Genomic DNA, 24,311 nt, shown 5'->3' with positions numbered 1-24,311 from the left:
GGCCACGGCCCTCGCGGTCGCCGGACCGGGGGTCTTGAGCGGTTCATCCAGTGCGGACACGCGATCCATTGCACACCACCGCACCGACAGTCGTCGCGCACCGGCGGGTTTCGCCTGGTCACGGGCCCGGTTCCGCCGGTGGCCGGCTCCTCCTACTCCACGCCGATCATGAGCGGCGTCCCCGCGTCGCCGCCCTCGTACGTCACGGTGTCGACCGCCAGATAGCCCTCGCGGACGTGGCGTTCCAGGCTGTGGGCCAGTGTTTCCGGAGCGGCGGCACCCAGGACGAGAGTGACCAGTTCACCGCCGGACGACAGCATCCGGTCCAGCACCGTCACGGCCGTCGCCGTCACATCCGCGCCGATTACCGCCACGTCGCCGTCGATCAGGCCCAGGACGTCACCGGCCTGGCACACCCCCGCGGACGTCCACGACTGCCGTTCCGCGACGGCCAGTTCGGCGTAGCGGGTCGCGCCCGCGGCCGCCGTCATGGCGACCACGTCCTCGTCGAAGCGGCGGTCCGGCTCATGTACGGCCAGGGCCGCGATGCCCTGGACCGGCGAACGGGTCGGGATCAGCGCGACACGGATGCCCTCGGTGCGGGCCTGTTCCGCGGCCGCGGCGGCCGTGTGGCGCAGGGCCGGGTCGTTCGGGAGGAGGACCACCTCGCGGGCGTGGGCCCGGCGGATGGCCTCGACGAGTTCGCCGCTGGCCGGGGGTTCCCCCGGCCGCGCGGGCACGGTCGTCGCGCCCGCCTCCGTGCACAGGCCGGCCAGGCCCTCCCCGGGCACGACCGCAACGACGGCCCGCTGCACCGGTTCCCGCGTCGTCGACGCGGGAGACGCACTGTCGAAGTGGGTGATACGGATCCGGTAGGGCCGCCCGGCCTCCACCCCCGCCTCGACCGCGGCACCCGCGTCGTCGACGTGCACATGGACGTTCCACAGGCCGTCGCCGCCGACGACGACGAGCGAGTCGCCGAGCCCGTCGAGCCGGGTCCGCAGCCGGGCCACCGCCGCGTCGTCCGCCTCCAGCAGATAGATCACCTCGAACGCGGGCCCGCCGTCGGCGCACGGCCGCAGCGCGTCCGTCTGTGGCTCACGCCGCGCATGGGCCAGTACGGGCGCGACCGGAGCCTCCCCCGCGACCGCCTCGACCAGCGCCCCGAGCACCATCAGCAGCCCGCGTCCACCCGCGTCGACGACACCCGCGCGGCCGAGTACCTCGAGCTGCCGCGGCGTCTCCTCCAGCGCGGCGCGCGCGCCCGCGTACGCCGCGCGGGCCGCGTCCGTCGGTGAGCTCGCCGCAGCGTCCGCGGCGGCCGAGGCCACGCTCAGGATGGTGCCCTCGACGGGATGCGCGACCGCTTCGCGCGCCAGCTGCGCAGCCCGCCGCAGCGCTCCGGCCAGGTCCTGCCCACCGCTGATCCGCTCCGCCATGCCCCGCAGCAGCTGCGCCAGGATCGTCCCCGAGTTCCCGCGGGCACCCAGCAGCGCTCCGTGCGCCATCGCCCGCACCACATCGGCCAGGGCGGGCGCCGACTTCCCGGTCTCATGCGCGGCGAAGACCGCATCCACCGCCTGGGCCGCCGACTCCACGGTCAGATACAGATTGGTTCCGGTGTCACCGTCCGCGACCGGGTACACATTGATCGCGTCGATCTCCTCGCGCTCCCGGCCCAGGGCCTCCAGCGCCAGTGAGCACCAGGCGCGTACCGCTTCGGCGTCGAGGGACTGCGGCACCTGGTGATCCTCCTTGAACGGCCGTGCGGCCGTTGGCTGCGGGCTGCGGGCTGCCTCGCAGCGTAGACCCCGGCCACCACCTGGGAGCTGGGCGGGGGCGAAGGAAGGCATGGTAGTTTCGTATCTCGGACGCAGCCGTTGTATGCTGCTCCGGTTGCCCGATGAGAGTCGGGCCATTCCCCCGGCAAAGCCACCAATCAGATCACTGATTCCGGTCGCGCCGGAATTCACTGTAAGTGCATCTGAAGTCTTTGGAGTGACCCGTGGCTGCCAACTGCGACGTCTGCGGCAAGGGGCCGGGCTTCGGCAACAACATTTCGCACTCGCACCGCCGTACGTCCCGTCGCTGGAACCCGAACATCCAGCGTGTGCGTGCCGTGGTCGGTCGGACGCCGAAGCGGCTCAACGTCTGCACCTCGTGCATCAAGGCCGGCAAGGTCTCGCGCTAACGCCGACGTTTCGTCGTAGCGCAGCCCCTGCGGTTGCCTTGAAAGCCGGTCCACCTCGGTGGACCGGCTTTTCGCCGTTCCGGCGCGCCCGTCAGCGATGGCGCCAGGCGTGATCCACCGGGCCGATCCCGCCACCGAGCGCGAACCCAGCGGCAATGGCCCCGGTCACGTACTCCTTGGCCGCCCGTACGGCCTCCGGGACAGCCATCCCCTGGGCCAAGGACGCCGCGACCGCCGATGCGAGCGTGCAGCCCGTGCCGTGCGTGTGCCGGTTGTCGTGGCGCGGGGCACGCAGCCAGTGCTCCTCGCTCCCGTCGGTCAGCAGGTCCACCGCGTCCCCGGCGAGATGCCCGCCCTTGATCAGCGCCCAGCGCGGCCCGAAGGCCAGCACCGCGTCGGCGGCACGGCGCATCCCGGCCTCGCCCTCGACGACCACACCGGTGAGCTGGGCGACCTCGTCGAGGTTGGGGGTGGCCACGGTGGCGGCCGGCAGCAGCTTCGTCCGCACGGATTCGAGAGCCGAGGCCGCCAGCAGCGGATCGCCGTGCTTGGAGACGCCGACCGGGTCCACGACCACCGGCGCGTCCGTGTCCGCGAGCAGTTCCGCGACCGTCTCGACGAGTTCCGCCGACGCCAGCATGCCGGTCTTCACGGCCTGGACGCCGATGTCGTCGACGACGCTGCGGTATTGGGCCCGTACCGCCTCGGCAGGCAGTTCCCACGCGCCTTGCACCCCCAGCGAGTTCTGGGCGGTGACGGCGGTCAGCACGCTCATACCGTGCACCCCGTGCGCCAGCATGGTCTTGAGATCGGCCTGAATGCCCGCACCGCCGCCGGAGTCGGATCCGGCGACGGTGAGCACACGAGGAGGTACGGCGCGAGGGCGTATGTCCATGCCCCCGAATCTACTTGCCGTCCTCGATGTCGCCGAAGTGGTCCCAACCGCCCTTGCTGGTCCACGGCGCACCGTCCACGGTCACCTGCGGAAGCGCGGACGGGTTGAGCACCTCGCCGATCACCTTCCAGCGCGCGGGCAGCTTCGCGTCCGGCGGGAACGTCGCGACGATCGCGTGGTCCTCTCCCCCGGTCAGCACCCACTGCAGCGGATCGACGCCGACGGCCTGGCCGATGTCGTTCATCTGCGAGGGAATGTCGATCAGTCCGGAGCGCAGATCGATCCTCACCTTGCTGGCCTCGGCGATGTGTCCGAGGTCGGCGACGAGGCCGTCACTGATGTCGCACATCGCCGTGGCGCCGAGCCCGGCGGCCGCGGGGCCCGCGTGGTACGGCGGTTCGGGTCTGCGGTGGGCCTCCACGAAGGCGCGCGGCGAGCGGAAGCCGCGCGAGAGCACCGCGTGCCCGGCGGCCGACCAGCCCAACCAGCCGGTGTAGGCGACGACATCGCCGGGCTGGGCACCGGCCCGGGTGACCGGCTCGTGGTTGCGCAGATCCCCAAGTGCGGTGATGGCGAGGGTGATGACGTCCCCGCGGACGACATCGCCGCCGACCACCGCCGCCCCGGCGACCTGGCACTCGTCCCGGATACCGTCCATCAGCTCGGTTGCCCAGGTGACCGGGAGTTCGGCCGGTACGACCAGGCCGAGCAGCAGGGCGGTCGGTACCGCGCCCATCGCCGCGATATCGGCGAGATTCTGTGCCGCGGCCTTGCGTCCGACGTCGTACGCGGTCGACCAGTCGCGGCGGAAGTGCCGCCCCTCCAGCAGGAGGTCCGTGCTGGCCACGACCCTGCGGTCGGGCGCGGCCACGACCGCCGCGTCGTCGCCCGGGCCGAGCCGTACCGCGGGGGTGGAGGTGAGCCGGGAGGTGAGCTCCCTGATCAGCCCGAACTCCCCCAGCTCGCCCACAGTGCCCTTCATCGCTGTGCCCCTTCTGCCCCAGTGCGCTTGCGGTCGCGAGCGGTCACTGCTGTAGGTACCTTCAAGAGATACGTCAACTTCTGCTTTCCGTACGCCACGCTGCGGGCGCCGTCCTGCGCGCGGGTCTCCCCGTGGCCCATGGCGACGCGATACCGTGGCGACCCCTCTCCCTGGGATCTCCCCACCGACGGTAGGGGACATGATCCTCGTGCCGCCCTGGAGGCTCCGTGGTACAGGCGTACATCCTCATTCAGACCGAGGTGGGCAAGGCGTCGCTGGTCGCCGAGACCATCGGCAGGATTTCTGGTGTGATCCAGGCCGAGGACGTGACCGGCCCGTACGACGTGATTGTGCGTGCCCAGGCCGACACGGTCGATGATCTCGGTCGGATGGTGGTCGCCAAGGTCCAGCAAGTGGAAGGCATCACGCGTACGCTGACCTGCCCGGTCGTGCACCTGTAGCCCCCGTCTGCACCTGGCCGGTGACATCATCGCCTCGCCGGTCCCTCTGTCTGTCCGCCGTCGGCCGTCGTGACGCCGCCCCCCGAGGGCTTCTCATCGACGGACGCGGCGGCGCAGGTCACGGTTCCCGGCCCCCGCCGGAGCCGGGCCCTCGTCCGGACCGGCCGCCGGCCGGGGCGACGCCGCGATCGTACTGCGCTGCGGGGTCCCCCGGCCGGAGAAGACGAGTGGAGGCCGAGGACATGCACAGGTACGGCCGGATGCGGGGGCACGGGCCGAAGCCGCCCGCTCACGAAACGTGCCGCGCGACCTGCCCGCCGCGCCGGCCGGCTCCGTCGACCCGGCGGCGCCGGCCGCTGTCGACGCCCCTGGGAACCGGGCCCAGTCCGGGCCTCAGCGCAGTCCCGTCGGGCGGCGCAGCGCGGCCTGGATCAGCCGGTCGACCAGCTCCGGATAGCTGACGCCGCTCTCCTCCCACATACGCGGGTACATGGAGATCGGCGTGAAGCCGGGCATCGTGTTGATCTCGTTGATGACGAACTCGCCGTCCTCGGTGAGGAAGAAGTCGGCGCGCACGAGGCCCTCGCACGAGGCCGCGTCGAAGGCCTGTACCGCGAGCCGCTGTACCTCGGCGGTCTGCTCGCCGGTCAGCGGCGCCGGAACGATCCCGGACGCCGAGTCGATGTACTTCGCCTCGAAGTCGTAGAAGTCGTGGCTGCTGACCGGAGGGATCTCGGCCGGGACACTGGCACGCGGGCCGTCCTCGAACTCGAGCACCCCGCACTCGATCTCGCGGCCGCGCAGCAGCGCCTCGACCAGGATCTTGGGGTCGTGGCGCTGTGCCTCCTCGATCGCCTCGTCGAGGCCGGAGAGGTCGTCGACCTTGGTGATGCCGATCGAGGACCCGGCCCGCGCAGGCTTGATGAACAGCGGCCAGCCGTGCTCGCCCGCGAAGTCGATGATCTTCTTGCGGGCCGAGGCCTGGTCCTGCTCCCACTCACGCGGCCGGATCACCTCGTACGGTCCGACGGCCAGTCCGAAGGAGAGGAAGACGCGCTTCATGTACTCCTTGTCCTGGCCGACGGCCGAGGCGAGCACACCGGAGCCGACGTAGGGCACGCCCGCCAGCTCGAGGAGCCCCTGGAGGGTGCCGTCCTCGCCGTACGGGCCGTGCAGCATCGGGAAGACGACGTCGACCTCACCCAGCGCCTTGGGCACGGCTCCGGGCTCGCTGTAGACGACCTCGCGGCTGCCGGGGTCGACGGAGAGCACCACGCCGCCCTCGTCGGACTCTGCGAGGTCATGGACGCTCGGCATCCTGCGGTCGGTGATCGCCATCCGCTCCGGCTCGTCGGCGGTCAGCGCCCACCGGCCGTCGGTGGTGATGCCGATCGGCAGCACGTCGTACTTGGTGCGGTCGATCGCGCGCAGCACCGCGCCGGCCGTGACCACGGAGATCCCGTGTTCGGAGCTGCGGCCGCCGAAGACGACCGCCACGCGCGGCTTACGGAGCTGCTGCTCGGGGCTCTGGGGGAGGTTCTCGGTGCTCATATCGCGATGAGCGTACCTGCTGGTACGCCGTGCGTCAGCGCCGCTCGGGCTTGGCGGCGCGCGACATCAGCTCCTTGAGCGCGACCACTGGGGGCTTCCCCTCGTGGACGATGCCGACGACCGTTTCGGTGATGGGCATGTCGACGCCGTGCCGACGCGCCAGATCCAGCACCGATTCGCAGGACTTGACGCCTTCCGCGGTCTGCTTGGTGACCGCGATGGTCTCCTGGAGCGTCATGCCGCGGCCGAGGTTGGTGCCGAAGGTGTGGTTCCGGGACAGCGGGGAGGAGCAGGTCGCCACCAGGTCGCCGAGGCCGGCGAGTCCGGAGAAGGTGAGGGGGTCGGCGCCCATCGCGAGGCCGAGCCGGGTGGTCTCGGCGAGACCGCGCGTGATCAGCGAGCCCTTGGCGTTGTCGCCCAGGCCCATGCCGTCGGCGATGCCGACGGCGAGCCCGATCACGTTCTTCACCGCACCGCCCAGTTCACAGCCGACGACGTCGGTGTTGGTGTAGGGGCGGAAGTAGGGGGTGTGGCAGGCGGCCTGCAGGCGGCGGGCGACGGCCTCGTCGCGACAGGCGACCACGGCGGCGGCCGGGCGGCGGGAGGCGATCTCCTTGGCGAGATTGGGGCCCGTGACCACGGCGACGCGCTCCGCGGGCACCTGGGCCACTTCCTCGATGACCTCGCTCATCCGCTTGGCGGTGCCGAGTTCGACGCCCTTCATCAGCGAGACGAGGACGGTGTCGGAGGGCAGTTTCGGCGCCCAGGCGGCGAGGTTGCCGCGCAGGGTCTGGGACGGGACGGCAAGGACGGTGAAGTCCGCGCCGTGCAGCGCCTCGGCCGGGTCGGTGGTGGCCCGCATGCCGGCCGGGAGCTCGATCCCGGGCAGGTAGTCGGGATTGGTTCGGGTGGTGTTGACCGCGTCGACGAGTTCGGCGCGACGGCCCCAGAGGGTGACCTCGCAGCCCGCGTCCGCGAGCACCATGCCGAACGCCGTGCCCCACGAGCCTGTTCCGAAGACGGCTGCCTTGACCGGGTGGGTCACTTCGCTTCCTCCTCAGCGGCCCTGCGCCGCTGTTCCGCACGGGCGGTGCGGTGGTCGTACGGCTCGGCCGGCGCCTGTTCGCCGCGTACCTCCTCCAGCAGCGCGGTGATCGCGGCCATGATGGCCTCGGTCGCCTCGCGCAGCACGTCGGGGGTGGGGTCGAGGCCGTAGAAACGGTCCAGGTCGACGGGCGGTCCGGCGAGCACCCGGAGCGTCTTGCGCGGGAACAGCCGGAGCTTGTTCTCCTTGGCGTACGGCGGCATCGCCAGGTTGGCGCCCCACTGGGCGACGGGGATCACCGGGACGCGGGTCATCAGGGCGACCCGTGCGGCGCCGGTCTTGCCGGCCATCGGCCACATGTCCGGGTCGCGGGTGAGGGTGCCCTCGGGGTAGAACGCCACGCATTCACCGCGCTCGATGGCGTCCACGGCGGCGCGGAAGGCGTCCAGCGCGTTGGTGGTCTCGCGGTAGACAGGGATCTGCTGGGTGCCGCGCAGCATCGTGCCGACGAAGGAGCCCTTGAACAGAGCGGCCTTGGCGAGGAAGCGCGGCACTCGTCCGGTGTTGTACTGGAAGTGCGCGTAGGACAGCGGGTCCAGATAGGAGTTGTGGTTGACCGCGGTGATGAATCCGCCGTCGCCCGGAATGTGTTCCATTCCCCGCCAGTCCCGCTTGAACAGAACGACCAGCGGCGGCTTTGCGATGACCGCCGCCAGGCGGTACCAGAAGCCGATTCTACGGCGGGACACTCGGACACCTTCCTCTATGACCGGGCTACTGCCTGGCTGCTGGGGGTCAAGTGTCGCCCCAGGCCCCTGGTCTGTCGAGAACACCGTACGCCCCGACCCCGCGAGCGGCCCTCAGCCCGGCCCCCGGCAGCTTGCCACAGCGAGCCACAATGGGCGCGATGCGCATCGACCCGGAGCCCGCCGCGAACACCGACCCGACCCCACAGTGGTCGCTGATCGTCCCGCTCAAGCCCCTCGCCCAGGCCAAGAGCAGGCTGGCGGACGCGGCGGACGCGGGCCTGCGGCCGCATCTGGCGCTCGCGTTCGCGCAGGACACCGTGGCCGCCGCGTTGTCCTGTCCCGCCGTACGCGATGTGGTGGTCGTCACGGACGATCCGGCGGCTGCGGTCGCACTCGCGGCGCTGGGGGCACGGATCGTGCCGGACACGCCCGCGGCCGGCCTCAATGCGGCCCTCGCGCACGGCTCCGCCGCGGTGCGCGCCGTGCGTCCCGGCGCTCCGGTCGCCGCGCTCAACGCGGATCTCCCCGCATTGCGTCCCGCGGAATTGGCACGTGTACTTGACGCCGCCTCGGGATTCAATCGGGCATTTCTGGCGGATGCGGCAGGAATGGGCACGACATTGCTCACCGCCGCGCCGGGCGCCGAATTCAGGCCCGCATTCGGCGGCCCTTCGCGCCGTCGGCATTTGATGTCCGGCGCCGTTGAAATCCTTCTCGACGGCGTCGATTCCGTGCGCCAGGACGTGGACACCGCCCAGGACCTCATGGCCGCGCTGGCGCTGGGGGCGGGTCCGTACACGGCTGGGCGCTGGGCGGCCGGCGCCCGCGTTCTGGACGGCCGGGCGGGCGGATAGGCTGCCGCGCATGCAGGCGACCTCGTACACATACGACCCCGAAACCCGCAGCGGGAGCGTGCTGCTCGACGACGGCACCCCGGTGGAGTTCGATGCCGCCGCCTTCGACGCGGGCGGGCTGCGGCTGCTGCGGCCGGGGCAGCGGGTACGGATCGAGACCGAGGGCGAGGGCGAGGCGCGCCGCATCACGCTGGTGACGCTGCAGACCTTCTGACACCCGCGGCAGCACTCCGGACACGCCGCGGGCCGGTCTCCCGAAGGGGAAACCGGCCCGGCGCGTGAGTGGCTGTACGACCGTGTGCCGCTTACTTTTTCCTGGCAGTGGTCTTCTTGGCGGTGGTCTTGCGGGACGTCGCCCGCTTGGCCGGAGCCTTCTTGGCCGTGGCCTTCTTGGCGGGCGCGGTCTTCTTGGCCGCAGCGGTCTTCTTCGCCGCCGTGGTCTTCTTGGCGGCCGCCGTGGTCTTGGCGGTCGTCTTCTTCGCCGCGGTCTTCTTGGCCGCCGTCGTCTTCTTCGCGACGGCCTTCTTGGCGGTGGTCTTCTTCGCGACGGCCTTCTTGGCGGTGGCCTTCTTGGCCGCGGCCTTGGCCGTCGTGCGGGAAATACCGCCCGAAAGACTGCCCTTGGGAGCCTTCTTGACGGCGACCTCGCCACCCTTGGGGAGCTTCTTCGTGCCGCTCACCAGGTCCTTGAAGCCCTGGCCCGCACGGAAGCGCGGAACGGACGTCTTCTTGACCCGCACGCGCTCACCCGTCTGCGGGTTGCGGGCGTAACGGGCGGGGCGGTCGACCTTCTCGAACGAGCCGAAGCCGGTGACCGAAACCCGGTCTCCGGCGACTGTTGCGCGGACGATCGCGTCAAGTACCGCGTCGACAGCCTCCGCGGCCTGCTGACGGCCGCCGAGCTTGTCGGCAATCGCTTCTACGAGCTGCGCCTTGTTCACGTCTTCCCCTTCGGAGACATTGCCGGAACGAATCGGTCCAGGCTTTTTCGCACGTTAGGCAGATATATACCGCAAATCAAACACGAAACGGGCTAATCACCCTAGTGCCGCAACGATGTCGACCGCCTCGGAGTTCTGGGTGTCAGTCGCCTTCGGGGAAACGACCCTCATCGAGGTCGTTCATCAACCGGTCCAGACGCCTTGCCGCGTCCGGGAGATCGTGCTTCGCCGCTGCCGTGACGACCAGCAGCTTCCGGGACAGCGCCATCCTTACGCCCTCCGGGACTTGCAGTTCGCGCACTCTTGTGTGCGCCTCTTTCAATCGGGCCGCGACTGCCTCGTAGAGCTCGAGTTGGCTGTCACGGTCCATGCACCGATTGTGCCATCTGGGGCGAGTTGTCGCCCGGCCGGACCTCAACAACCGACTGCGCCCCCCACCGGGCGGTGGGGGGCGCAGTTCGGGAAAAGCGCTGCTCAGGCCTGAATCGTCCGCGGCTTGAAGGCCGGCCGGCCGGCCTCGTAGGCGGCGATGTCCGCTTCGTTCTGAAGGGTGAGGCTGATGTCGTCGAGACCGTTCAGCAGTCGCCAGCGGGCGTTCTCGTCGAGTTCGAAGTCGGCGGTGATGCCCGGGGCGAGAACCTGACGCGTCTCGAGGTCGACCGTGATCTCCACGGTCGGGTCGGCCTCGGTCAGCTCCCACAGGGCCTCGACGATCTTCTGCTCCAACACCACCGTCAGCAGCCCGTTCTTGAGCGAGTTACCGCGGAAGATGTCGGCGAACCGGGAGGAGATGACGGTCTTGAAGCCGTAGTTCTGCAGCGCCCACACGGCGTGTTCGCGCGAGGAACCGGTGCCGAAGTCGGATCCGGCGATCAGCACCGTGGCACCCTGCCGCTCGGGGCGGTTGAGCACGAACTCGGAGTCCTTGCGCCAGGCCTCGAAGAGTCCGTCCTCGAAGCCGTCCCGGGTGACCTTCTTCAGCCAGTGCGCCGGGATGATCTGGTCGGTGTCGACATTGCTGCGTCGCAGCGGGACGGCCCGGCCGGTGTGCGTGGTGAAAGCTTCCATGGTGTTCAGACTCCGGCGGGCGTACGGGTGTCGGACAGGTCGGCGGGTGAGGCCAGGTGGCCGAGGACCGCGGTGGCGGCGGCGACCTGCGGCGAGACCAGATGGGTACGGCCGCCCTTGCCCTGCCTGCCTTCGAAGTTGCGGTTGGAGGTGGAGGCGGAACGCTCGCCGGGCGCCAGCTGGTCGGGGTTCATGCCCAGACACATCGAGCAGCCAGCGTGCCGCCATTCGGCGCCGGCGTCCTTGAAGACCTTGTCCAGGCCCTCCTCCACCGCCTGCAGCGCGACCCGAACCGAGCCGGGAACGATCAGCATCCGTACGCCGTCGGCGACTTTGCGGCCCTGCAGGATCGAGGCGGCGTTGCGCAGGTCCTCGATGCGGCCGTTGGTGCACGAGCCTACGAAGACGGTGTCGACCCTGATGTCACGCAATGCCTGCCCGGCGGTCAACCCCATGTACTCCAGGGCCTTTTCGGCAGCCAGGCGCTCCGAAGCGTCCTCGTACGAAGCCGGGTCGGGGACATGTGCCGACAGGGGCGCGCCCTGACCGGGATTGGTGCCCCAGGTGACGAACGGGGAGAGTTCGGAGGCGTCGATGAACACCTCGGCGTCGAAGACCGCGTCGTCATCGGTGCGCAGCGTCTTCCAGTACTCGACGGCGGCGTCCCAGTCGTCACCCTCGGGCGCGTGATCGCGGCCCTCCAGATAGTCGAACGTGGTCCGGTCCGGAGCGATCATGCCCGCCCGGGCGCCCGCCTCGATCGACATGTTGCAGATGGTCATCCGGGCTTCCATCGACAGTTTCTCGATGGCGGAGCCGCGGTACTCCAGGACATAGCCCTGGCCGCCGCCGGTGCCGATCCTGGCGATGATGGCCAGGATCAGGTCCTTGGCGGTGACGCCGTCGGGCAGTTCGCCCTCGACCGTGATGGCCATGGTCTTGGGGCGGGCCAGCGGCAGCGTCTGGGTGGCCAGCACATGCTCGACCTGGGAGGTGCCGATACCGAATGCCAGGGCGCCGAACGCACCGTGGGTGGAGGTGTGGGAGTCACCGCAGACCACGGTGGTGCCGGGCTGGGTCAGGCCCAGCTGCGGGCCCACCACGTGGACGACACCCTGCTCGACGTCGCCCAGCGGGTGCAGCCGGACACCGAACTCGGCACAGTTCTTGCGCAGCGTCTCCAGCTGGGCTCGCGAGACCGGGTCGGCGATCGGCTTGTCGATGTCCAGGGTCGGGGTGTTGTGGTCCTCGGTCGCGATGGTGAGGTCGAGACGACGCACCTGGCGGCCGCCCAGCCGAAGCCCGTCGAAAGCCTGGGGGCTGGTCACCTCGTGCAGCAGATGCAGATCGATGAAGAGGAGGTCGGGCTCGCCCTCGGCGCGCCGGACGACATGGTCGTCCCAGACCTTCTCCGCGAGTGTCCTACCCATCGCTTTCCCTCCGGCCGACTGTGCCGCCGACACAACTAGAGATCTTGTGCAGAGCCCGTTGGTCCGCGGGCCGCAACTACAGCGTCGCAAGTTCCCCGGAAATTTGAACTTGCGTTTCACAGTGTGAGACGTGAATATCGTTGCATGGACAACTCTAGCGGCGTCGGCGTTCTCGACAAGGCAGCTCTGGTTCTGAGCGCTCTGGAGTCCGGTCCGGCCACCCTCGCCGGGCTGGTCGCGGCGACAGGGCTCGCACGACCCACGGCCCATCGGCTGGCCGTGGCACTGGAACACCACCGGATGGTGGCGAGGGACATGCAGGGCCGGTTCATCCTCGGCCCGCGGCTGGCGGAGCTCGCCGCCGCGGCGGGCGAGGACCGGCTGCTGGCCACGGCCGGGCCCGTACTCACCCACCTGCGCGATGTCACCGGCGAGAGCGCGCAGCTCTACCGCCGGCAGGGCGACATGCGCATCTGCGTGGCTGCGGCCGAGCGGCTGTCCGGACTGCGGGACACCGTGCCGGTCGGCTCGACGCTCACGATGAAGGCGGGCTCGTCGGCCCAGATCCTGATGGCCTGGGAGGAGCCGGAGCGTCTGCACCGCGGACTGCAGGGTGCCCGCTTCACGGCCACGGCGCTCTCGGGCGTACGGCGCCGGGGCTGGGCCCAGTCGATCGGCGAGCGCGAGCCGGGCGTGGCCTCGGTCTCCGCACCGGTACGCGGCCCGTCCAACCGCGTGGTCGCCGCCGTCTCGGTGTCCGGACCGATCGAGCGTCTGACCCGCCACCCGGGCCGGATGCACGCCCAGGCGGTCATCGACGCGGCGGCACGACTGAGCGAGGCCCTGCGCCGCTCAGGCTGAACCCCCCTTCGTCCACGTCCGGCCGGCCCCTTCAACGCCGCAGGGGCCGGCCGGACGTGTTTGTGCCGCCACGGGCGCCCGCGACAGACCGTCTTCCGGCGCGGGCGGCCGCACGCGGTGGGTGCAGCATGGAAGTGCCGAGGGATCCACACGCACCGGTCGGTACGCCCGGCCGGGCCGGCAGGACCAGGGCATCACCGGCGACCAGCTGCGCGAGGCACACCGGGCCGACCTGGCGATCGAGGGCGAAGAGGGTGTGCACTTCGAGAAGGCCTGGGCCGACCCGGCGTCGGGCACCGTCTACTGCCTGCCCGAAGGCCCGTCGGCGGAGGCCGTGCAGCGTGTGCACGAGCGCACGGGCCACCCCGCGGACGAGAGAAACCCTGTCCCGCTCAGCGTGTGACCCGGCGAACCTCTGTCAGACCGCCGGCTTCAGCCGGTCGGCGGCCCGGTCGCCGCGGCGGCCGACGGGAACGACGCCGGTCGCCGCGCCCAGACCGAATGCGGGCATGTTCACATAGACGGACTCGTAGGAACCGGCCGGGACGACATACGTCTCGTGCCAGAAACCCACCTTGCCCTTGCCCTCACGCATCCGGCGGTTGAAGGCGGCCCAGGCGGGGCGGTGCTCCTTGTCCGGCTGGGAGGCGTAGGCGAGGAGCTTCTCGGTCGACTCCCAGTACTGGACGACGTAGGTCAGCCGGGGTCCGCCCAACAGCATCTGGTACCCCAGCAGTCCGCTGTCCTCCTCCTTCGACAGTTCCCTCAGCATGCGCGGCATGGCGGTGAAGGTCGGCCACCAACTCCGCACCGCACGGAAGCTGTTGATGCGCATCCCGATGAGGAAGACAGTCACTCCGTCCTGCGACTCGGCGGTCATGCGCCCCGGGATCGGCTGGTTGCTCATCGCGGTTCCCCCTTGCGAGGAAGATTGGATAGTGGAGCTATCTATCTACGCTTGGATAGTGTCACTCTCCAATAATTTTGGCAAGCGTTAAGGATGCCCGACGATGCGACTGGCAGAGCTCAGCGAACGCAGTGGCGTACCCACCGCCACGATCAAGTACTACCTGCGTGAGCGGCTGCTGCCACCCGGGCACCGGGTCAGCGCCACCCAGGCCGAGTACGACGACGACCATCTGCGCCGCCTGCGTCTGGTCCGGGCCCTGATCCAGGTCGGACGGGTACCGGTGGCCACCGCCCGCGAGGTGCTCGCCGCCGTCGACGACGACTCGCTCGACCACCACATGCGCCTCGGCGCAGCCGTGTGGGCCATTGCGCACGGTCCGGACCCGGACGAGCAGGATCCGGCCGCCCAGGCCGCCCTGCGGACCGCCGACGCCCTGCTGGAGCGGCTCGACTGGAGCTTCGGCCACGAGGCGGGGTACAAGTCACCGGCGTACCGGATGCTGGTCGAGGCGATCGCCTCGATGGACCGGCTCGGCTACCCCTGCGATGTGGCCGAGTTGCTGCCGTACGCCCGCTCGGCCGCCGAACTGGCCGTCGCCGACCTGGACTTGATCGAGCGGTACGAGCGGGAGGAAGAACAGCTGGAGGCGGCGGTGGCGTTCACGGTGCTGTACGAGCCGGTGCTGCTGAGCCTGCGCAGACTGGCACAGGCGGAGGAGTCACGCCGGCGCTACACATGAGAAAAGCCCCTCCCCCGACAGGGGAGGGGCTTTCCTTCGCGTACCCCCGACCGGATTCGAACCGGCGCTACCGCCTTGAGAGGGCGGCGTGCTAGGCCGCTACACAACGGGGGCAAGATCTGCTTCGATCTGCTGGGCTACCAGGACTCGAACCTAGAACAAATGAACCAGAATCATTCGTGTTGCCAATTACACCATAGCCCATGGTGGTTTAGACCAGTACCCCCGACCGGATTCGAACCGGCGCTACCGCCTTGAGAGGGCGGCGTGCTAGGCCGCTACACAACGGGGGCCCTAGCGATCCTGCATCGTGATCAGTCGGGTGCGACCCAGGTGATCACGCGGGAAGGATCTGTACCCCCGACCGGATTCGAACCGGCGCTACTGCCTTGAGAGGGCAGCGTGCTAGGCCGCTACACAACGGGGGCTTTGCAGATGAGCTCTGCGAGCTGGCCTACCAGGACTCGAACCTAGACTAACTGAACCAGAATCAGTCGTGCTGCCAATTACACCATAGGCCATCAAAAATCAACCCCCTGCGGGGGTCTCATTCTGTTGTGCGCCTCCCGGTCGGCCTTTCGGCCCGCTCGGGCGGCGCAGGAAGAACATTACCCGAAGGTGGACGGCGCTCCAAAACGGGTATCCGCCCGCAGCACCCCGGGTAGCTCGTCGAGACCGGTGATCCTGGTCAGCTCGGGGCGCCCGCCGAGTCCGGCACGGTCCAGCCAGATACCGACGAGCCCCGCGGCCACGGCCCCGCCGGCGTCGATGTCGGGTTGGTCCCCCACGTAGGCAACTTCGTGCGGAGCCAGGTCAAGCGCCTCGCAGGCGGCGTGGAAGGCCGCAGGATCGGGCTTGGAGAGGCCCAGCTCGACGGCGCAGACGACGGCCTCGAAACGGTCGCGCACGCCCAGGACGCGCAGCTTGCGGTCCTGGTTGTGGATGCTCGAGTTCGACAGGACACCGTGACGATAGTCATGGGCGAGCATGTCAAGGACGGGCAGGGCGTCCGGGAAGAGCGCCCAGGCGGCTTCGTAGTGCACGACATGGCGGCCGAACCAGGCGTCGGCCTCGTCGTCGGACAGTTCCCTGCCGAGGAAACTGCGCACCCGGTCGCGGCGCTGCCCCTGGAAGTCGGTCTCTCCGGCGGCGAACCGGGCCCAGTGGTGATCCGTGAGCTCCCGCCAACGGCCAAGGGCCTGCCCGACGGATGCATATCCGTCGGGCAGGCCCTCGTTGCTCAGGTGCTGCTGCATTCCCGCGTGATCGGCACCGGTGTAGTCGAAGATCGTGTCGTCGATGTCCCAGAGGACCGCGCGGATGGGCATGATCCGACGGTACCCCGCACGCCGCCCCCTGCCGGGGGGTTCGGGGGTCATCCCCCGAACAATGCGGCGTCGATGTCCCGGAGGACCGCGCGGATCGGCATGATCCGGGACTACGCGGCCAGCTTCGCCAGCGCCGCGTCGATGCGGGACAGCGTGCGCTCCTTGCCCAGGATCTGCAGGGACTCGAAGAGCGGCAGGCCCACCGTACGGCCGGTGACCGCGACGCGGACCGGGGCCTGGGCCTTGCCGAGCTTGAGGCCGTGGGCCTCGCCTGCGGCCAGGACCGCCTCCTTCAGCGACTCCGGGCTCGTCCAGTCCGCGGCCTCGAGCTTCTCGCGGGCGGTGCGCAGCAGGGCGTCCGAGCCCTCCTTCATCGCCTTGGTCCAGGACGCCTCGTCCTCCACCGGCTCCTTGCGGAACAGGAAGTCGACGTTGGCCGTGATGTCGGACAGGACCGTCAGACGGGTCTGGGCGTACGGGGCGATGGCCTCCCACGCGGCGCGGTCGAAGTCCTCGGGCGCCCAGTTGGCGTGCGGGGCCTGCAGCCAGGGCTCGCACGCCTCGGTGAAGGCCTTCACGTCCAGGCGGCGGATGTGGTCCGCGTTGATCGCCTCGGCCTTCTTCAGGTCGAAGCGGGCCGGGTTCGCGTTGACGTCCGCGACGTCGAACTTCTCGATCATCTCGGAGATCGAGAAGACGTCCTGGTCGGCGGAGAAGGACCAGCCGAGCAGCGAGAGATAGTTGAGCAGGCCCTCGGGCAGGAAGCCGCGCTCGCGGTAGATGTTGAGCGACGCCTGCGGGTCGCGCTTGGAGAGCTTCTTGTTGCCCTCGCCCATGACGTACGGCAGGTGGCCGAAGGCCGGGATCTGCTGGGCGACGCCCAGCTCGATCAGCGCCTTGTAGAGGGCGATCTGGCGGGGGGTGGAGGAGAGCAGGTCCTCGCCGCGCAGGACGTGGGTGATCTCCATCAGGGCGTCGTCGACCGGGTTCACCAGGGTGTACAGCGGGGCACCGTTGGCGCGGACGATGCCGTAGTCCGGGACGTTGTCCGGGGTGAAGGTGAGCTCGCCGCGGACCAGGTCCGTGAAGGTGATCGGCTCGTCGGGCATCTTGAAGCGCACGATCGACTCGCGGCCTTCTGCCTCGTACGCGGCCTTCTGCTCGGCGCTCAGCGTGCGGCACTTTCCGTCGTAGCCGGAGGGCTTGCCGGCGGCGCGGGCGGCGTCGCGGCGGGCCTCGAGCTCCAGGGGGGTGCAGTAGCAGTGGTACGCGTGACCGGCGGCCTGCAGCTTCTCGGCGACGTCCTTGTAGATGTCCATCCGCTGGGACTGGCGGTACGGCGCGTGCGGGCCGCCGGCCTCGGGGCCCTCGTCCCAGTCGAGACCCAGCCAGCGCAGCGAGTCGAGCAGTTGGAGGTACGACTCCTCGGAGTCGCGGGCCGCGTCGGTGTCCTCGATGCGGAAGACCATGGTGCCGCCGCTGTGCCGGGCGTAGGCCCAGTTGAACAGAGCGGTGCGCACCAGGCCCACATGGGGGTTGCCGGTCGGGGAGGGACAGAAACGTACGCGGACGTTCGCGTTAGCCACGCTTGATCACCCTGTTGGTGAGAGTGCCGATGCCTTCGATGGTGACGGCGACCTCGTCGCCGACGTTGAGGGGGCCGACCCCGGCCGGCGTGCCGGTGAGGACGACATCGCCCGGGAGCAGCGTCATGGCCTCCGTGATATGGACGATCAGGTCCTCGATGGAGCGGACCATCTCGCTCGTACGACCCAGTTGGCGCTGCTCGCCGTTGACCGTGCACTGGATGGTCAGGTCGCCGGGGTCCAGATCGGTCTCCACCCAGGGGCCGAGCGGACAGGAGGTGTCGAAGCCCTTCGCCCTGGCCCACTGCTTCTCGCGCTGCTGGGCGTCACGCGCGGTGACGTCGTTGGCGCAGGTGTAGCCGAAGATGACGTCCTTGACACGCTCGCGCGGGACTTCGCGGCACATACGGCCGATGACGACGGCGAGCTCCGCCTCGTGGTGCAGCTCGCTCGAGAACGAGGGGTACTCGATCGCGTCACCGCTGCCGATCACCGAGGTGGTGGGCTTGAAGAAGGCGACGGGTACGTCCGGGACCGCGTTGCCGAGCTCTGCCGCGTGCTCCGCGTAGTTGCGGCCGATGGCCACGACCTTGTTGGGGAGCACGGGCGGCAGGAGCCGGACCTTGCTCAGCGGAACCTTGGTCCCGGAGAGCTCGAAGTCGGCGTACGGAATGCCCTTGATGATGTCGAGGACGAGGCCTTCGGGGCCGTCCTCGACCGCGCCGAAGGCGACATTGCCGTCGATGGAGAACCTGGCGATGCGCACGGGATGCTGTCGCCCCTCACTACTTGCTCGCTGGCCGGAGTCTGACGCTCCAGGCTAACGCGGCAAGGGGGCCCGATCGCGCGCATTACGGCGCAGGTGACGTCACTGGTCGGGGGCGTCCATCAGGACGGTCCGGCGGGGGTTCGCGGTCTGGGCGGGAAGATCGAGCGAGTGTTCCGGCTGCTCCGGCGTCTGCAGCTCGTCCGCGTCCGCGAGGTGGGCGAGAGTCGTGCGCCGCGGGTTCGCTATGTTGCGGAACATCATCGTCGTCTTCATCGGTTGTTTTCAGACCTTGTCGGGCTACGGGCACTGCGGTGAGCGCCGGTTGACGGATGGGCAATCCCTGTAAAGCGACAGGCTAAACATGCGGTTCCCCTCAAATGAGCGGATGACTCAACGATCTAGGTGTGAGTTTCCTCACGAGTCTCGCGTGAATTCAGACAATTCGGACCATGAATCATCATTGCGGAATCGGACATTGCGCCACTGAATGCACCATTCCGCTCCTGATCATCGCGACTAGGACACCCCCCACCCCTAAGCAACTTGCACGATAAAGACCGATTCATCCCGGAACACTCTCCACGATTCGTGACAAGACCTCTACACCGTGTCACCTAGGTCACAGGCCGGTACGAGGCTCTTGTTGGAGATCCGGCGCTGTGCTGGAATTCCACGCACCGCCGCGGGTTTCATGCCGGCGCGCAAGGGCGCAACGCAGCGCCGGGCAGCGGCGGGAGAAGGGGGAGGAAGCGCCGGTCAATCACGACCACCCATGGGGCAGTTCTTTTGCCCCAAGACGCCGACACCGTCCCGCCGTGCAAGCGGAGGGACGCCTGGTCCAGAGGTTGCGACGCTAGTGCAGGGACGTTTCAAGAGGGATGGCAGCGCTGCGGCGGAACAGGAGCCGCGCGGCGGGACCGACCGCGGCTCCTCGCCCCAGCACGCCCACAACCAGGGACCGGCTGCGCCCGGCGACAGCGGTGACCGTGCCGCACGCCCCGGTGCATCGGCGCCCTCGGGCGACGGGTCGGTTTCGGCGAGGCTGAAGAGCTTCCGCGCACCCAAGAGCCCCACCGACACCGGATCGCGAATAGCGCTCCGCAACTGGCGCATCAGCACGCGTCTGGTCTCACTGCTCACCCTGCCGGTCGTCGCGGCGACCACGCTGGGTGGACTCCGTATCCAGGAGTCCATGGACGACATGAAGCAGCTGGACCACATGCAGCTGCTGACCAAGATGACCCAGGAGGCCACCGAGCTGGCACAGGCGCTCCAGGCGGAGCGCGACCTGTCCGCCGGCCCGCTGGCCAACGGCACTCCTGAGACCGACTTCAAGGTCTCCGGGCCGCGTACGCAGACCGACCGTGCCCGCAAGGCCTTCCTCGAGGCCACGCGTGACATCCCCAACACGGACGACGACGAGGCGCTGGAGTCCATCCGCGCCAACGCGAACCAGATCGCCGTACAGGTCAACACCCTCAACAACATCCGGGACGGGGCCTACGCCCCGGACGTCCCCAACTCCATGACCGTGGAGCGCTACAGCCGGCTCATCGAGTCGCTGCTGAGCCTCTCCCAGGACATGGCGCAGGCGACCAGCAACCCGGAGATGATCAAGCGGACGCGCGCCCTGGCGGCGTTCTCCTCCGCCAAGGAGTACGCGTCCATCCAGCGCGCGATCATCGCCGCGGCGCTGCCCGGCGGCAGCGACGCGAAGGCCCCGGGGCTGTCCGAGAACGACCGTCTCTACGGCAAGGCAGCCATGGAGAACGGCGAGACCGAGCTCAAGGCCTTCAAGTCGATCTACGAGTCCTCCGGCGGCGACTCCGAGGCGCTCACCACCACGATGGAGAACGGCAACCCGATCATCGCGTCCTCCGAGGCGTACGCCAACCGCGTGCTGGACACGAAGGACGCCCTGAAGCGGCTGCCCGAGCGCTCGCACCTGGACTGGACCGACGACTACTCGGTCCGCATCAACGCGATGAAGCAGATCGAGGGCACGCTGCTCGACCAGATGGAGAACAAGGCCCGTGAGCTGCGCGAGGAGTCGCAGCGCGAGGCCATCATCAACGGTGCGCTGATCCTCGTCGTCCTCGGCGTCTCGCTCGTCGGCGCGTTCGTCGTGGCGCGATCCATGATCCGTTCGCTGCGGCGACTGCAGGACACGGCGACGAAGGTCGCCCAGGACCGCCTGCCCGAGCTCGTCAAGCAGCTGTCCGAGGCCGACCCTCAGGACGTCGACACCTCCGTCGAGTCCGTCGGTGTGCACTCCCGGGACGAGATCGGCAAAGTGGCCGCGGCCTTCGACGACGTGCACCGCGAGGCGGTTCGCCTCGCCGCCGAGCAGGCCCTCCTCCGGGGCAACGTCAACGCGATGTTCACCAACCTCTCGCGCCGCAGCCAGGGTCTTATCCAGCGTCAGCTCTCGCTCATCTCGGAGCTGGAGTCCCGCGAGGCCGACCCCGACCAGCTGTCCTCGCTCTTCAAGCTCGACCACCTCGCGACCCGTATGCGCCGGAACGGCGAGAACCTCCTCGTCCTCGCGGGCGAGGAGCCGGGCCGCCGGTGGACCCGGCCGGTCCCGCTGGTCGACGTGCTCCGTGCCGCCGCCTCCGAGGTGGAGCAGTACGAGCGCATCGAACTGGCCGCCGTCCCCGCGACCGAGGTCGCCGGCCGCGTCGTCAACGACCTTGTGCACCTGCTCGCCGAGCTGCTCGAGAACGCCACGTCGTTCTCCTCGCCGCAGACCAAGGTCAAGGTCACCGGTCACGCCCTGCCCGACGGCCGGGTGCTCGTCGAGATCCACGACACCGGCATCGGTCTCTCCCCCGAGGACCTCGCCGCGATCAACGAGCGGCTCGCGTCGCCGCCCACCGTGGACGTGTCGGTCTCCCGTCGAATGGGCCTGTTCGTGGTCGGCCGCCTGTCCCTGCGACACGGCATCCGTATCCAGCTGCGCCCCTCCGACTCCGGTGGCACCACCGCGCTGGTCATGCTCCCCGTCGATGTCGCCCACGGCGGCAAGAAGGTGCCCGCCAAGCCCGGTGCGGGCGGCCAGGGCGCCGTTCCCCCGGCGCCGGCGGGCCGTCCCGGTGCACCGGCCGGCGGCAGCCGTCCGGGCCTCGGCGGCGCCGGTGGCGGCACGCCTGCGGGCGGCCGGCTCGGCGCGGGTGCCCCCCGCGGCCAGGTCGGTGCCAGTACGGCTCCGCGCGCTGCGCTCCCGGGCCGTGACGGGGCTCCGGCTCCGCGCCCCGGACAGGGCGGCGGCCAGGGCACGGCCCAGCAGGACGCCTCGCGTCAGGGCGCCGGTTTCGGTGCGCCGCGCGGTCCGCAGGGCGCACCGGCCCGTAACGAGGCCCCCAGGCAGAGCGGTTTCCAGCAGAACGCGCCCGGCGCGGGTGACCGCGGCCGGCAGCTGCCCCCCACGGGCGGTCCGCGTGCCGAGCTGCCCGGCGGCCCCGCCGGCCGCCGCGACGAGTCCGTACCGCCGCGTCAGCAGCGGCCGCAGACCACCAGCTGGGGCAGCGAGCAGCCGCCGGTCCCGCAGCAGCGTCCGGCATCGGACGCGCCGCGCGGGCACGAGGACCACGCCGCTACGGCGGAGTTCCCCCGCCCGGATTACGGAAGCACCCCCCAGGCCGCAGGCTATGGAGCAGCACAGCCGCGCGGCGACCGGTCCACGGGGCAGTTCGCCCGCCCCGACGTGTACGGCAACTCCGCTCCGCAGCAGCCGGCGCCCGCCCAGCAGCGCGACACCTCGAGCTTCGCGCCGCAGCGCCCCGCCGGGAACGTCTCCCAGGGAAACGCGGCGGGGCTGCCCGCCCCGTACCAGCCGGAGGCGCTGCCGCCGGCCTCGGGTCCCGGGGACGGCCGGACGCCGCTGTACGACACCCTTGAGACGAACTGGTTCCACGGTGGGCCGGGCGGCCGGTCCTCCGAGCAGAACCCCGGTGTCCCGCAGGCGTCGCCGGAGCGCACCGCTCCGCCGATGCCCCAGCGCACCCCCGCGCCGAGCCCGGCAACCCCGGGCAACGCGCAGAACGCGAACGGTGCCGCGTGGCGCACGTCGCCCAATGACGAGTTGGTACGCCAGGCCGAGCGGGTCAGGAAGCCCGCGGCCGGCGGCGTCACCACCTCGGGTCTGCCCCGCCGGGTCCCGCGCGCCAACCTCGTGCCGGGCACCGCGCAGGAGCAGAGCCACCAAAGTGGTCCGCAGGTCTCTCGTGCGCCCGATGACGTGCGCGGCCGACTGACCAACCTCCGACGCGGTATCCAGCAGGGCCGGCAGCAGAACAGCACGACCGGCAGCTTCAACCTCGGCCCCACCCACCAGCAGGAGCGTTAGTTGAGCCCGATGAGCCAGGCGGCGCAGAATCTGAACTGGTTGATCACCAACTTCGTGGACAACACCCCTGGGGTGTCCCACACAGTGGTGGTCTCCGCCGACGGTCTTCTGCTGGCCATGTCCGAAGGCTTTCCCCGCGACCGTGCCGACCAGCTTGCCGCGGTCGCATCGGGGCTGACCTCGCTGACCGCGGGAGCATCCCGGATCTTCGAAGGCGGCCCGGTCAGCCAGACCGTGGTCGAAATGGAACGCGGCTTCCTTTTCCTGATGTCGGTCTCCGACGGCTCCTCGCTGGCCGTGCTCGCGCACCCCGACTGCGACATCGGTCTCGTGGGCTACGAGATGGCTCTCCTGGTCGACAGGGCCGGCAGTGTGCTCACGCCGGACCTGAGGGCCGAGCTCCAGGGAAGCCTGCTGCACTGAGTCACTGTTCCCCCCACGTACAGACGCAGCTGCTCCAATGCGCTCCACCGCACAGTCATCCGTCAGGCTGCCCTTAGGCCCCCCACCGGCCCACTCAGACGGCACGCAGACCACGTGTTGTCACGCCCGGAGGATTCATGACCCCGCCACCCGCCTCTCACGATCCGTACGGCGCCTCGCTGGACGCCTACGGGGATGAGGGCGATCAGCCGCTGGTCCGTCCGTACGCCATGACCGGCGGCCGGACCCGGCCGCGCTACCAGCTCGCCATCGAGGCGCTGGTCAGCACCACGGCCGACCCGGCACTCCTTGCCGGGCTGCTCCCCGAGCACCAGCGGATCTGCCACCTGTGCCGGGAGGTCAAGTCGGTGGCGGAGATCTCTGCTCTGCTGTCGATGCCGCTCGGCGTTGCCCGGATCCTCGTCGCCGACCTGGCGGAGGCAGGCATGGTGGCCATCCACCAGCCGGGCAACGGAGAGGCCGGCGGCACGCCGGATGTGACACTGCTCGAAAGGGTGCTCAGTGGACTTCGCAAGATCTAGCGGCGACGCAGCCCGATCGACCACCAGCGCGAAGATCGTGGTGGCGGGCGGCTTCGGCGTGGGCAAGACCACGTTCGTCGGCGCCGTCTCGGAGATCAACCCGCTGCGTACCGAAGCCGTCATGACGTCCGCATCGGCCGGCATCGACGACCTCACCCACACCGGAGGCAAGACCACCACCACGGTGGCCATGGACTTCGGCCGCATCACCCTGGACCAGGACCTGATCCTGTACCTCTTCGGTACCCCCGGTCAGGACCGCTTCTGGTTCATGTGGGACGATCTGGTCCGTGGTGCCATCGGCGCCGTCGTGCTGGTGGACACGCGACGTCTCGCCGACTGCTTCCCCGCGGTCGACTACTTCGAGAACAGCGGCCTGCCGTTCGTCATCGCCCTCAACGGTTTCGAGGGGCATCAGCCGTACAACCCGGAGGAAGTCCGCGAAGCACTCCAGATCGGCCCGGACACCCCCATCATCACCACCGACGCCCGCCACCGCGCGGACGCCAAGAGCGCCCTCATCACGCTCGTCGAGCACGCCCTCATGGCACGGCTCAAGTAGACGGCGTTATACGGCAGTTGTCGTAGTTGTGGAGGCTCGGGCCGTGTCTTTTGACACGGTCCGCCTCCATGTTCAT

General features: G+C 69.8%; 26 protein-coding genes and 5 tRNA genes. 11 read left to right on the top strand and 20 right to left on the bottom strand.

Annotated features, from left to right (window positions below; all coding sequences use genetic code 11):
* Nucleotides 1-152 precede the first annotated feature (152 nt).
* A complete protein-coding gene (locus ABZ208_RS17000) occupies nt 153-1,742 on the bottom strand; it encodes a DAK2 domain-containing protein (protein WP_356910255.1) in 1,590 nt (529 codons plus the stop codon).
* A gap of 263 nt (nt 1,743-2,005) precedes the next feature.
* Here ABZ208_RS17000 and rpmB point away from each other — a divergent pair, with 263 nt between their 5' ends.
* Entirely contained in the window at nt 2,006-2,191 is a 186-nt protein-coding gene (gene rpmB / locus ABZ208_RS16995) for a 50S ribosomal protein L28 (protein ID WP_003957616.1), read from the top strand.
* A 91-nt stretch (nt 2,192-2,282) separates the two neighbouring features.
* Here the strand turns inward: rpmB and thiD are convergent, their stop codons facing one another.
* Both thiD and ABZ208_RS16985 read right to left on the bottom strand, forming a co-directional pair.
* Nucleotides 2,283-3,086 (bottom strand): bifunctional hydroxymethylpyrimidine kinase/phosphomethylpyrimidine kinase, encoded by an 804-nt coding sequence (gene thiD, locus ABZ208_RS16990; protein WP_356910254.1) that lies wholly within the window; start codon nt 3,084-3,086, stop codon nt 2,283-2,285.
* Between the two features lie 10 nt (nt 3,087-3,096).
* Nucleotides 3,097-4,068: a thiamine-phosphate kinase gene (locus tag ABZ208_RS16985; RefSeq protein WP_356910253.1), complete on the bottom strand. Its 972-nt coding sequence runs from the start codon at nt 4,066-4,068 to the stop codon at nt 3,097-3,099.
* Nucleotides 4,069-4,295: 227 nt separating this feature from the next.
* Between ABZ208_RS16985 and ABZ208_RS16980 the strand changes: the two genes are divergently transcribed.
* Nucleotides 4,296-4,529, top strand: a complete 234-nt coding sequence (locus ABZ208_RS16980) for an Lrp/AsnC ligand binding domain-containing protein (protein ID WP_356910252.1) — start codon at nt 4,296-4,298, stop codon at nt 4,527-4,529.
* A 393-nt stretch (nt 4,530-4,922) separates the two neighbouring features.
* Here the strand turns inward: ABZ208_RS16980 and ABZ208_RS16975 are convergent, their stop codons facing one another.
* The 3 genes from ABZ208_RS16975 to ABZ208_RS16965 are packed head-to-tail and all read right to left on the bottom strand — an operon-like array spanning nt 4,923 to nt 7,874.
* Nucleotides 4,923-6,080: a D-alanine--D-alanine ligase family protein gene (locus ABZ208_RS16975; protein WP_356910251.1), complete on the bottom strand. Its 1,158-nt coding sequence runs from the start codon at nt 6,078-6,080 to the stop codon at nt 4,923-4,925.
* A gap of 34 nt (nt 6,081-6,114) precedes the next feature.
* Nucleotides 6,115-7,125 (bottom strand): NAD(P)H-dependent glycerol-3-phosphate dehydrogenase, encoded by a 1,011-nt coding sequence (locus ABZ208_RS16970; protein WP_356910250.1) that lies wholly within the window; start codon nt 7,123-7,125, stop codon nt 6,115-6,117.
* Nucleotides 7,122-7,874 (bottom strand): lysophospholipid acyltransferase family protein, encoded by a 753-nt coding sequence (locus ABZ208_RS16965; protein ID WP_356910249.1) that lies wholly within the window; start codon nt 7,872-7,874, stop codon nt 7,122-7,124. The genes ABZ208_RS16970 and ABZ208_RS16965 overlap by 4 nt, the downstream gene beginning before the upstream one ends.
* Before the next feature lie 158 nt (nt 7,875-8,032).
* On the opposite strand from ABZ208_RS16965, the gene cofC reads away from it, so the two are divergent.
* Nucleotides 8,033-8,728 carry a 2-phospho-L-lactate guanylyltransferase gene (cofC, locus tag ABZ208_RS16960; protein WP_356910248.1) on the top strand — a complete coding sequence of 232 codons (696 nt, stop codon included), beginning with the start codon at nt 8,033-8,035 and terminating at the stop codon, nt 8,726-8,728.
* 10 nt (nt 8,729-8,738) lie between these two features.
* Complete coding sequence (locus tag ABZ208_RS16955) at nt 8,739-8,942, top strand: hypothetical protein (protein WP_328396021.1); 204 nt, start codon at nt 8,739-8,741, stop codon at nt 8,940-8,942.
* A gap of 91 nt (nt 8,943-9,033) precedes the next feature.
* On the opposite strand, the gene ABZ208_RS16950 is transcribed toward ABZ208_RS16955, so the two are convergent.
* From ABZ208_RS16950 to leuC, 4 genes are all read right to left on the bottom strand, one after another.
* Nucleotides 9,034-9,669, bottom strand: a complete 636-nt coding sequence (locus ABZ208_RS16950) for an HU family DNA-binding protein (RefSeq protein ID WP_356910247.1) — start codon at nt 9,667-9,669, stop codon at nt 9,034-9,036.
* A gap of 142 nt (nt 9,670-9,811) precedes the next feature.
* The gene (locus ABZ208_RS16945) at nt 9,812-10,039 is read right to left on the bottom strand and encodes a hypothetical protein (protein WP_328396025.1); all 228 of its coding nucleotides are present in this window, start codon (nt 10,037-10,039) and stop codon (nt 9,812-9,814) included.
* 104 nt (nt 10,040-10,143) lie between these two features.
* Nucleotides 10,144-10,737 carry a 3-isopropylmalate dehydratase small subunit gene (gene leuD, locus ABZ208_RS16940; protein WP_356910246.1) on the bottom strand — a complete coding sequence of 198 codons (594 nt, stop codon included), beginning with the start codon at nt 10,735-10,737 and terminating at the stop codon, nt 10,144-10,146.
* 5 nt (nt 10,738-10,742) lie between these two features.
* The gene (gene leuC, locus ABZ208_RS16935) at nt 10,743-12,167 is read right to left on the bottom strand and encodes a 3-isopropylmalate dehydratase large subunit (RefSeq protein ID WP_356910245.1); all 1,425 of its coding nucleotides are present in this window, start codon (nt 12,165-12,167) and stop codon (nt 10,743-10,745) included.
* 144 nt (nt 12,168-12,311) lie between these two features.
* On the opposite strand from leuC, the gene ndgR reads away from it, so the two are divergent.
* Nucleotides 12,312-13,028 carry an IclR family transcriptional regulator NdgR gene (gene ndgR / locus ABZ208_RS16930; RefSeq protein WP_026278050.1) on the top strand — a complete coding sequence of 239 codons (717 nt, stop codon included), beginning with the start codon at nt 12,312-12,314 and terminating at the stop codon, nt 13,026-13,028.
* A gap of 193 nt (nt 13,029-13,221) precedes the next feature.
* The gene (locus tag ABZ208_RS16925) at nt 13,222-13,431 is read left to right on the top strand and encodes a nickel-binding protein (RefSeq protein WP_356910302.1); all 210 of its coding nucleotides are present in this window, start codon (nt 13,222-13,224) and stop codon (nt 13,429-13,431) included.
* A gap of 15 nt (nt 13,432-13,446) precedes the next feature.
* Here ABZ208_RS16925 and ABZ208_RS16920 read toward each other — a convergent pair whose 3' ends face one another.
* Nucleotides 13,447-13,935 carry a DUF4188 domain-containing protein gene (locus tag ABZ208_RS16920; protein ID WP_356910244.1) on the bottom strand — a complete coding sequence of 163 codons (489 nt, stop codon included), beginning with the start codon at nt 13,933-13,935 and terminating at the stop codon, nt 13,447-13,449.
* A gap of 103 nt (nt 13,936-14,038) precedes the next feature.
* Here ABZ208_RS16920 and ABZ208_RS16915 point away from each other — a divergent pair, with 103 nt between their 5' ends.
* Nucleotides 14,039-14,677 carry a MerR family transcriptional regulator gene (locus ABZ208_RS16915; protein ID WP_356910243.1) on the top strand — a complete coding sequence of 213 codons (639 nt, stop codon included), beginning with the start codon at nt 14,039-14,041 and terminating at the stop codon, nt 14,675-14,677.
* A 41-nt stretch (nt 14,678-14,718) separates the two neighbouring features.
* Here ABZ208_RS16915 and ABZ208_RS16910 read toward each other — a convergent pair.
* The 9 genes from ABZ208_RS16910 to ABZ208_RS16870 all read right to left on the bottom strand — a co-directional run bounded on the left by ABZ208_RS16910 (nt 14,719) and on the right by ABZ208_RS16870 (nt 18,633).
* Nucleotides 14,719-14,791: transfer RNA gene (locus ABZ208_RS16910), tRNA-Glu, on the bottom strand.
* A gap of 18 nt (nt 14,792-14,809) precedes the next feature.
* Nucleotides 14,810-14,881, bottom strand: a tRNA-Gln gene (locus tag ABZ208_RS16905).
* A gap of 16 nt (nt 14,882-14,897) precedes the next feature.
* A tRNA-Glu gene (locus ABZ208_RS16900) sits at nt 14,898-14,970 on the bottom strand.
* A 62-nt stretch (nt 14,971-15,032) separates the two neighbouring features.
* Nucleotides 15,033-15,105 (bottom strand) — tRNA-Glu (locus tag ABZ208_RS16895).
* A gap of 21 nt (nt 15,106-15,126) precedes the next feature.
* Nucleotides 15,127-15,198: transfer RNA gene (locus tag ABZ208_RS16890), tRNA-Gln, on the bottom strand.
* Between the two features lie 87 nt (nt 15,199-15,285).
* A complete protein-coding gene (locus ABZ208_RS16885) occupies nt 15,286-16,005 on the bottom strand; it encodes an HAD family hydrolase (protein WP_356910242.1) in 720 nt (239 codons plus the stop codon).
* Nucleotides 16,006-16,115: 110 nt separating this feature from the next.
* A complete protein-coding gene (gltX, locus tag ABZ208_RS16880; protein ID WP_356910241.1) occupies nt 16,116-17,591 on the bottom strand; it encodes a glutamate--tRNA ligase in 1,476 nt (491 codons plus the stop codon).
* Nucleotides 17,584-18,357: a fumarylacetoacetate hydrolase family protein gene (locus ABZ208_RS16875; RefSeq protein ID WP_356910240.1), complete on the bottom strand. Its 774-nt coding sequence runs from the start codon at nt 18,355-18,357 to the stop codon at nt 17,584-17,586. The genes gltX and ABZ208_RS16875 overlap by 8 nt, the downstream gene beginning before the upstream one ends.
* Nucleotides 18,358-18,459: 102 nt before the next feature.
* Nucleotides 18,460-18,633: a hypothetical protein gene (locus tag ABZ208_RS16870; RefSeq protein ID WP_356910239.1), complete on the bottom strand. Its 174-nt coding sequence runs from the start codon at nt 18,631-18,633 to the stop codon at nt 18,460-18,462.
* Between the two features lie 583 nt (nt 18,634-19,216).
* On the opposite strand from ABZ208_RS16870, the gene ABZ208_RS16865 reads away from it, so the two are divergent.
* The 4 genes from ABZ208_RS16865 to ABZ208_RS16850 all read left to right on the top strand — a co-directional run bounded on the left by ABZ208_RS16865 (nt 19,217) and on the right by ABZ208_RS16850 (nt 24,235).
* Entirely contained in the window at nt 19,217-22,708 is a 3,492-nt protein-coding gene (locus ABZ208_RS16865; protein WP_356910238.1) for a nitrate- and nitrite sensing domain-containing protein, read from the top strand.
* A 9-nt stretch (nt 22,709-22,717) separates the two neighbouring features.
* The gene (locus ABZ208_RS16860; protein WP_005311457.1) at nt 22,718-23,131 is read left to right on the top strand and encodes a roadblock/LC7 domain-containing protein; all 414 of its coding nucleotides are present in this window, start codon (nt 22,718-22,720) and stop codon (nt 23,129-23,131) included.
* A gap of 137 nt (nt 23,132-23,268) precedes the next feature.
* Complete coding sequence (locus ABZ208_RS16855; RefSeq protein WP_328396047.1) at nt 23,269-23,673, top strand: DUF742 domain-containing protein; 405 nt, start codon at nt 23,269-23,271, stop codon at nt 23,671-23,673.
* Nucleotides 23,654-24,235, top strand: coding sequence for an ATP/GTP-binding protein (locus ABZ208_RS16850; protein ID WP_328396049.1), 582 nt, complete (start codon nt 23,654-23,656; stop codon nt 24,233-24,235). Before ABZ208_RS16855 ends, ABZ208_RS16850 begins: the two co-directional genes overlap by 20 nt.
* Nucleotides 24,236-24,311: the final 76 nt, after the last annotated feature.

Origin of the sequence: Streptomyces sp. NPDC006208 (assembly GCF_040613775.1) — a bacterium.
Lineage (GTDB): Bacteria > Actinomycetota > Actinomycetes > Streptomycetales > Streptomycetaceae > Streptomyces.
The sequence above is the reverse complement of the archived record's forward strand: the minus strand, read 5'-3'. Positions and strand labels throughout refer to the sequence as shown.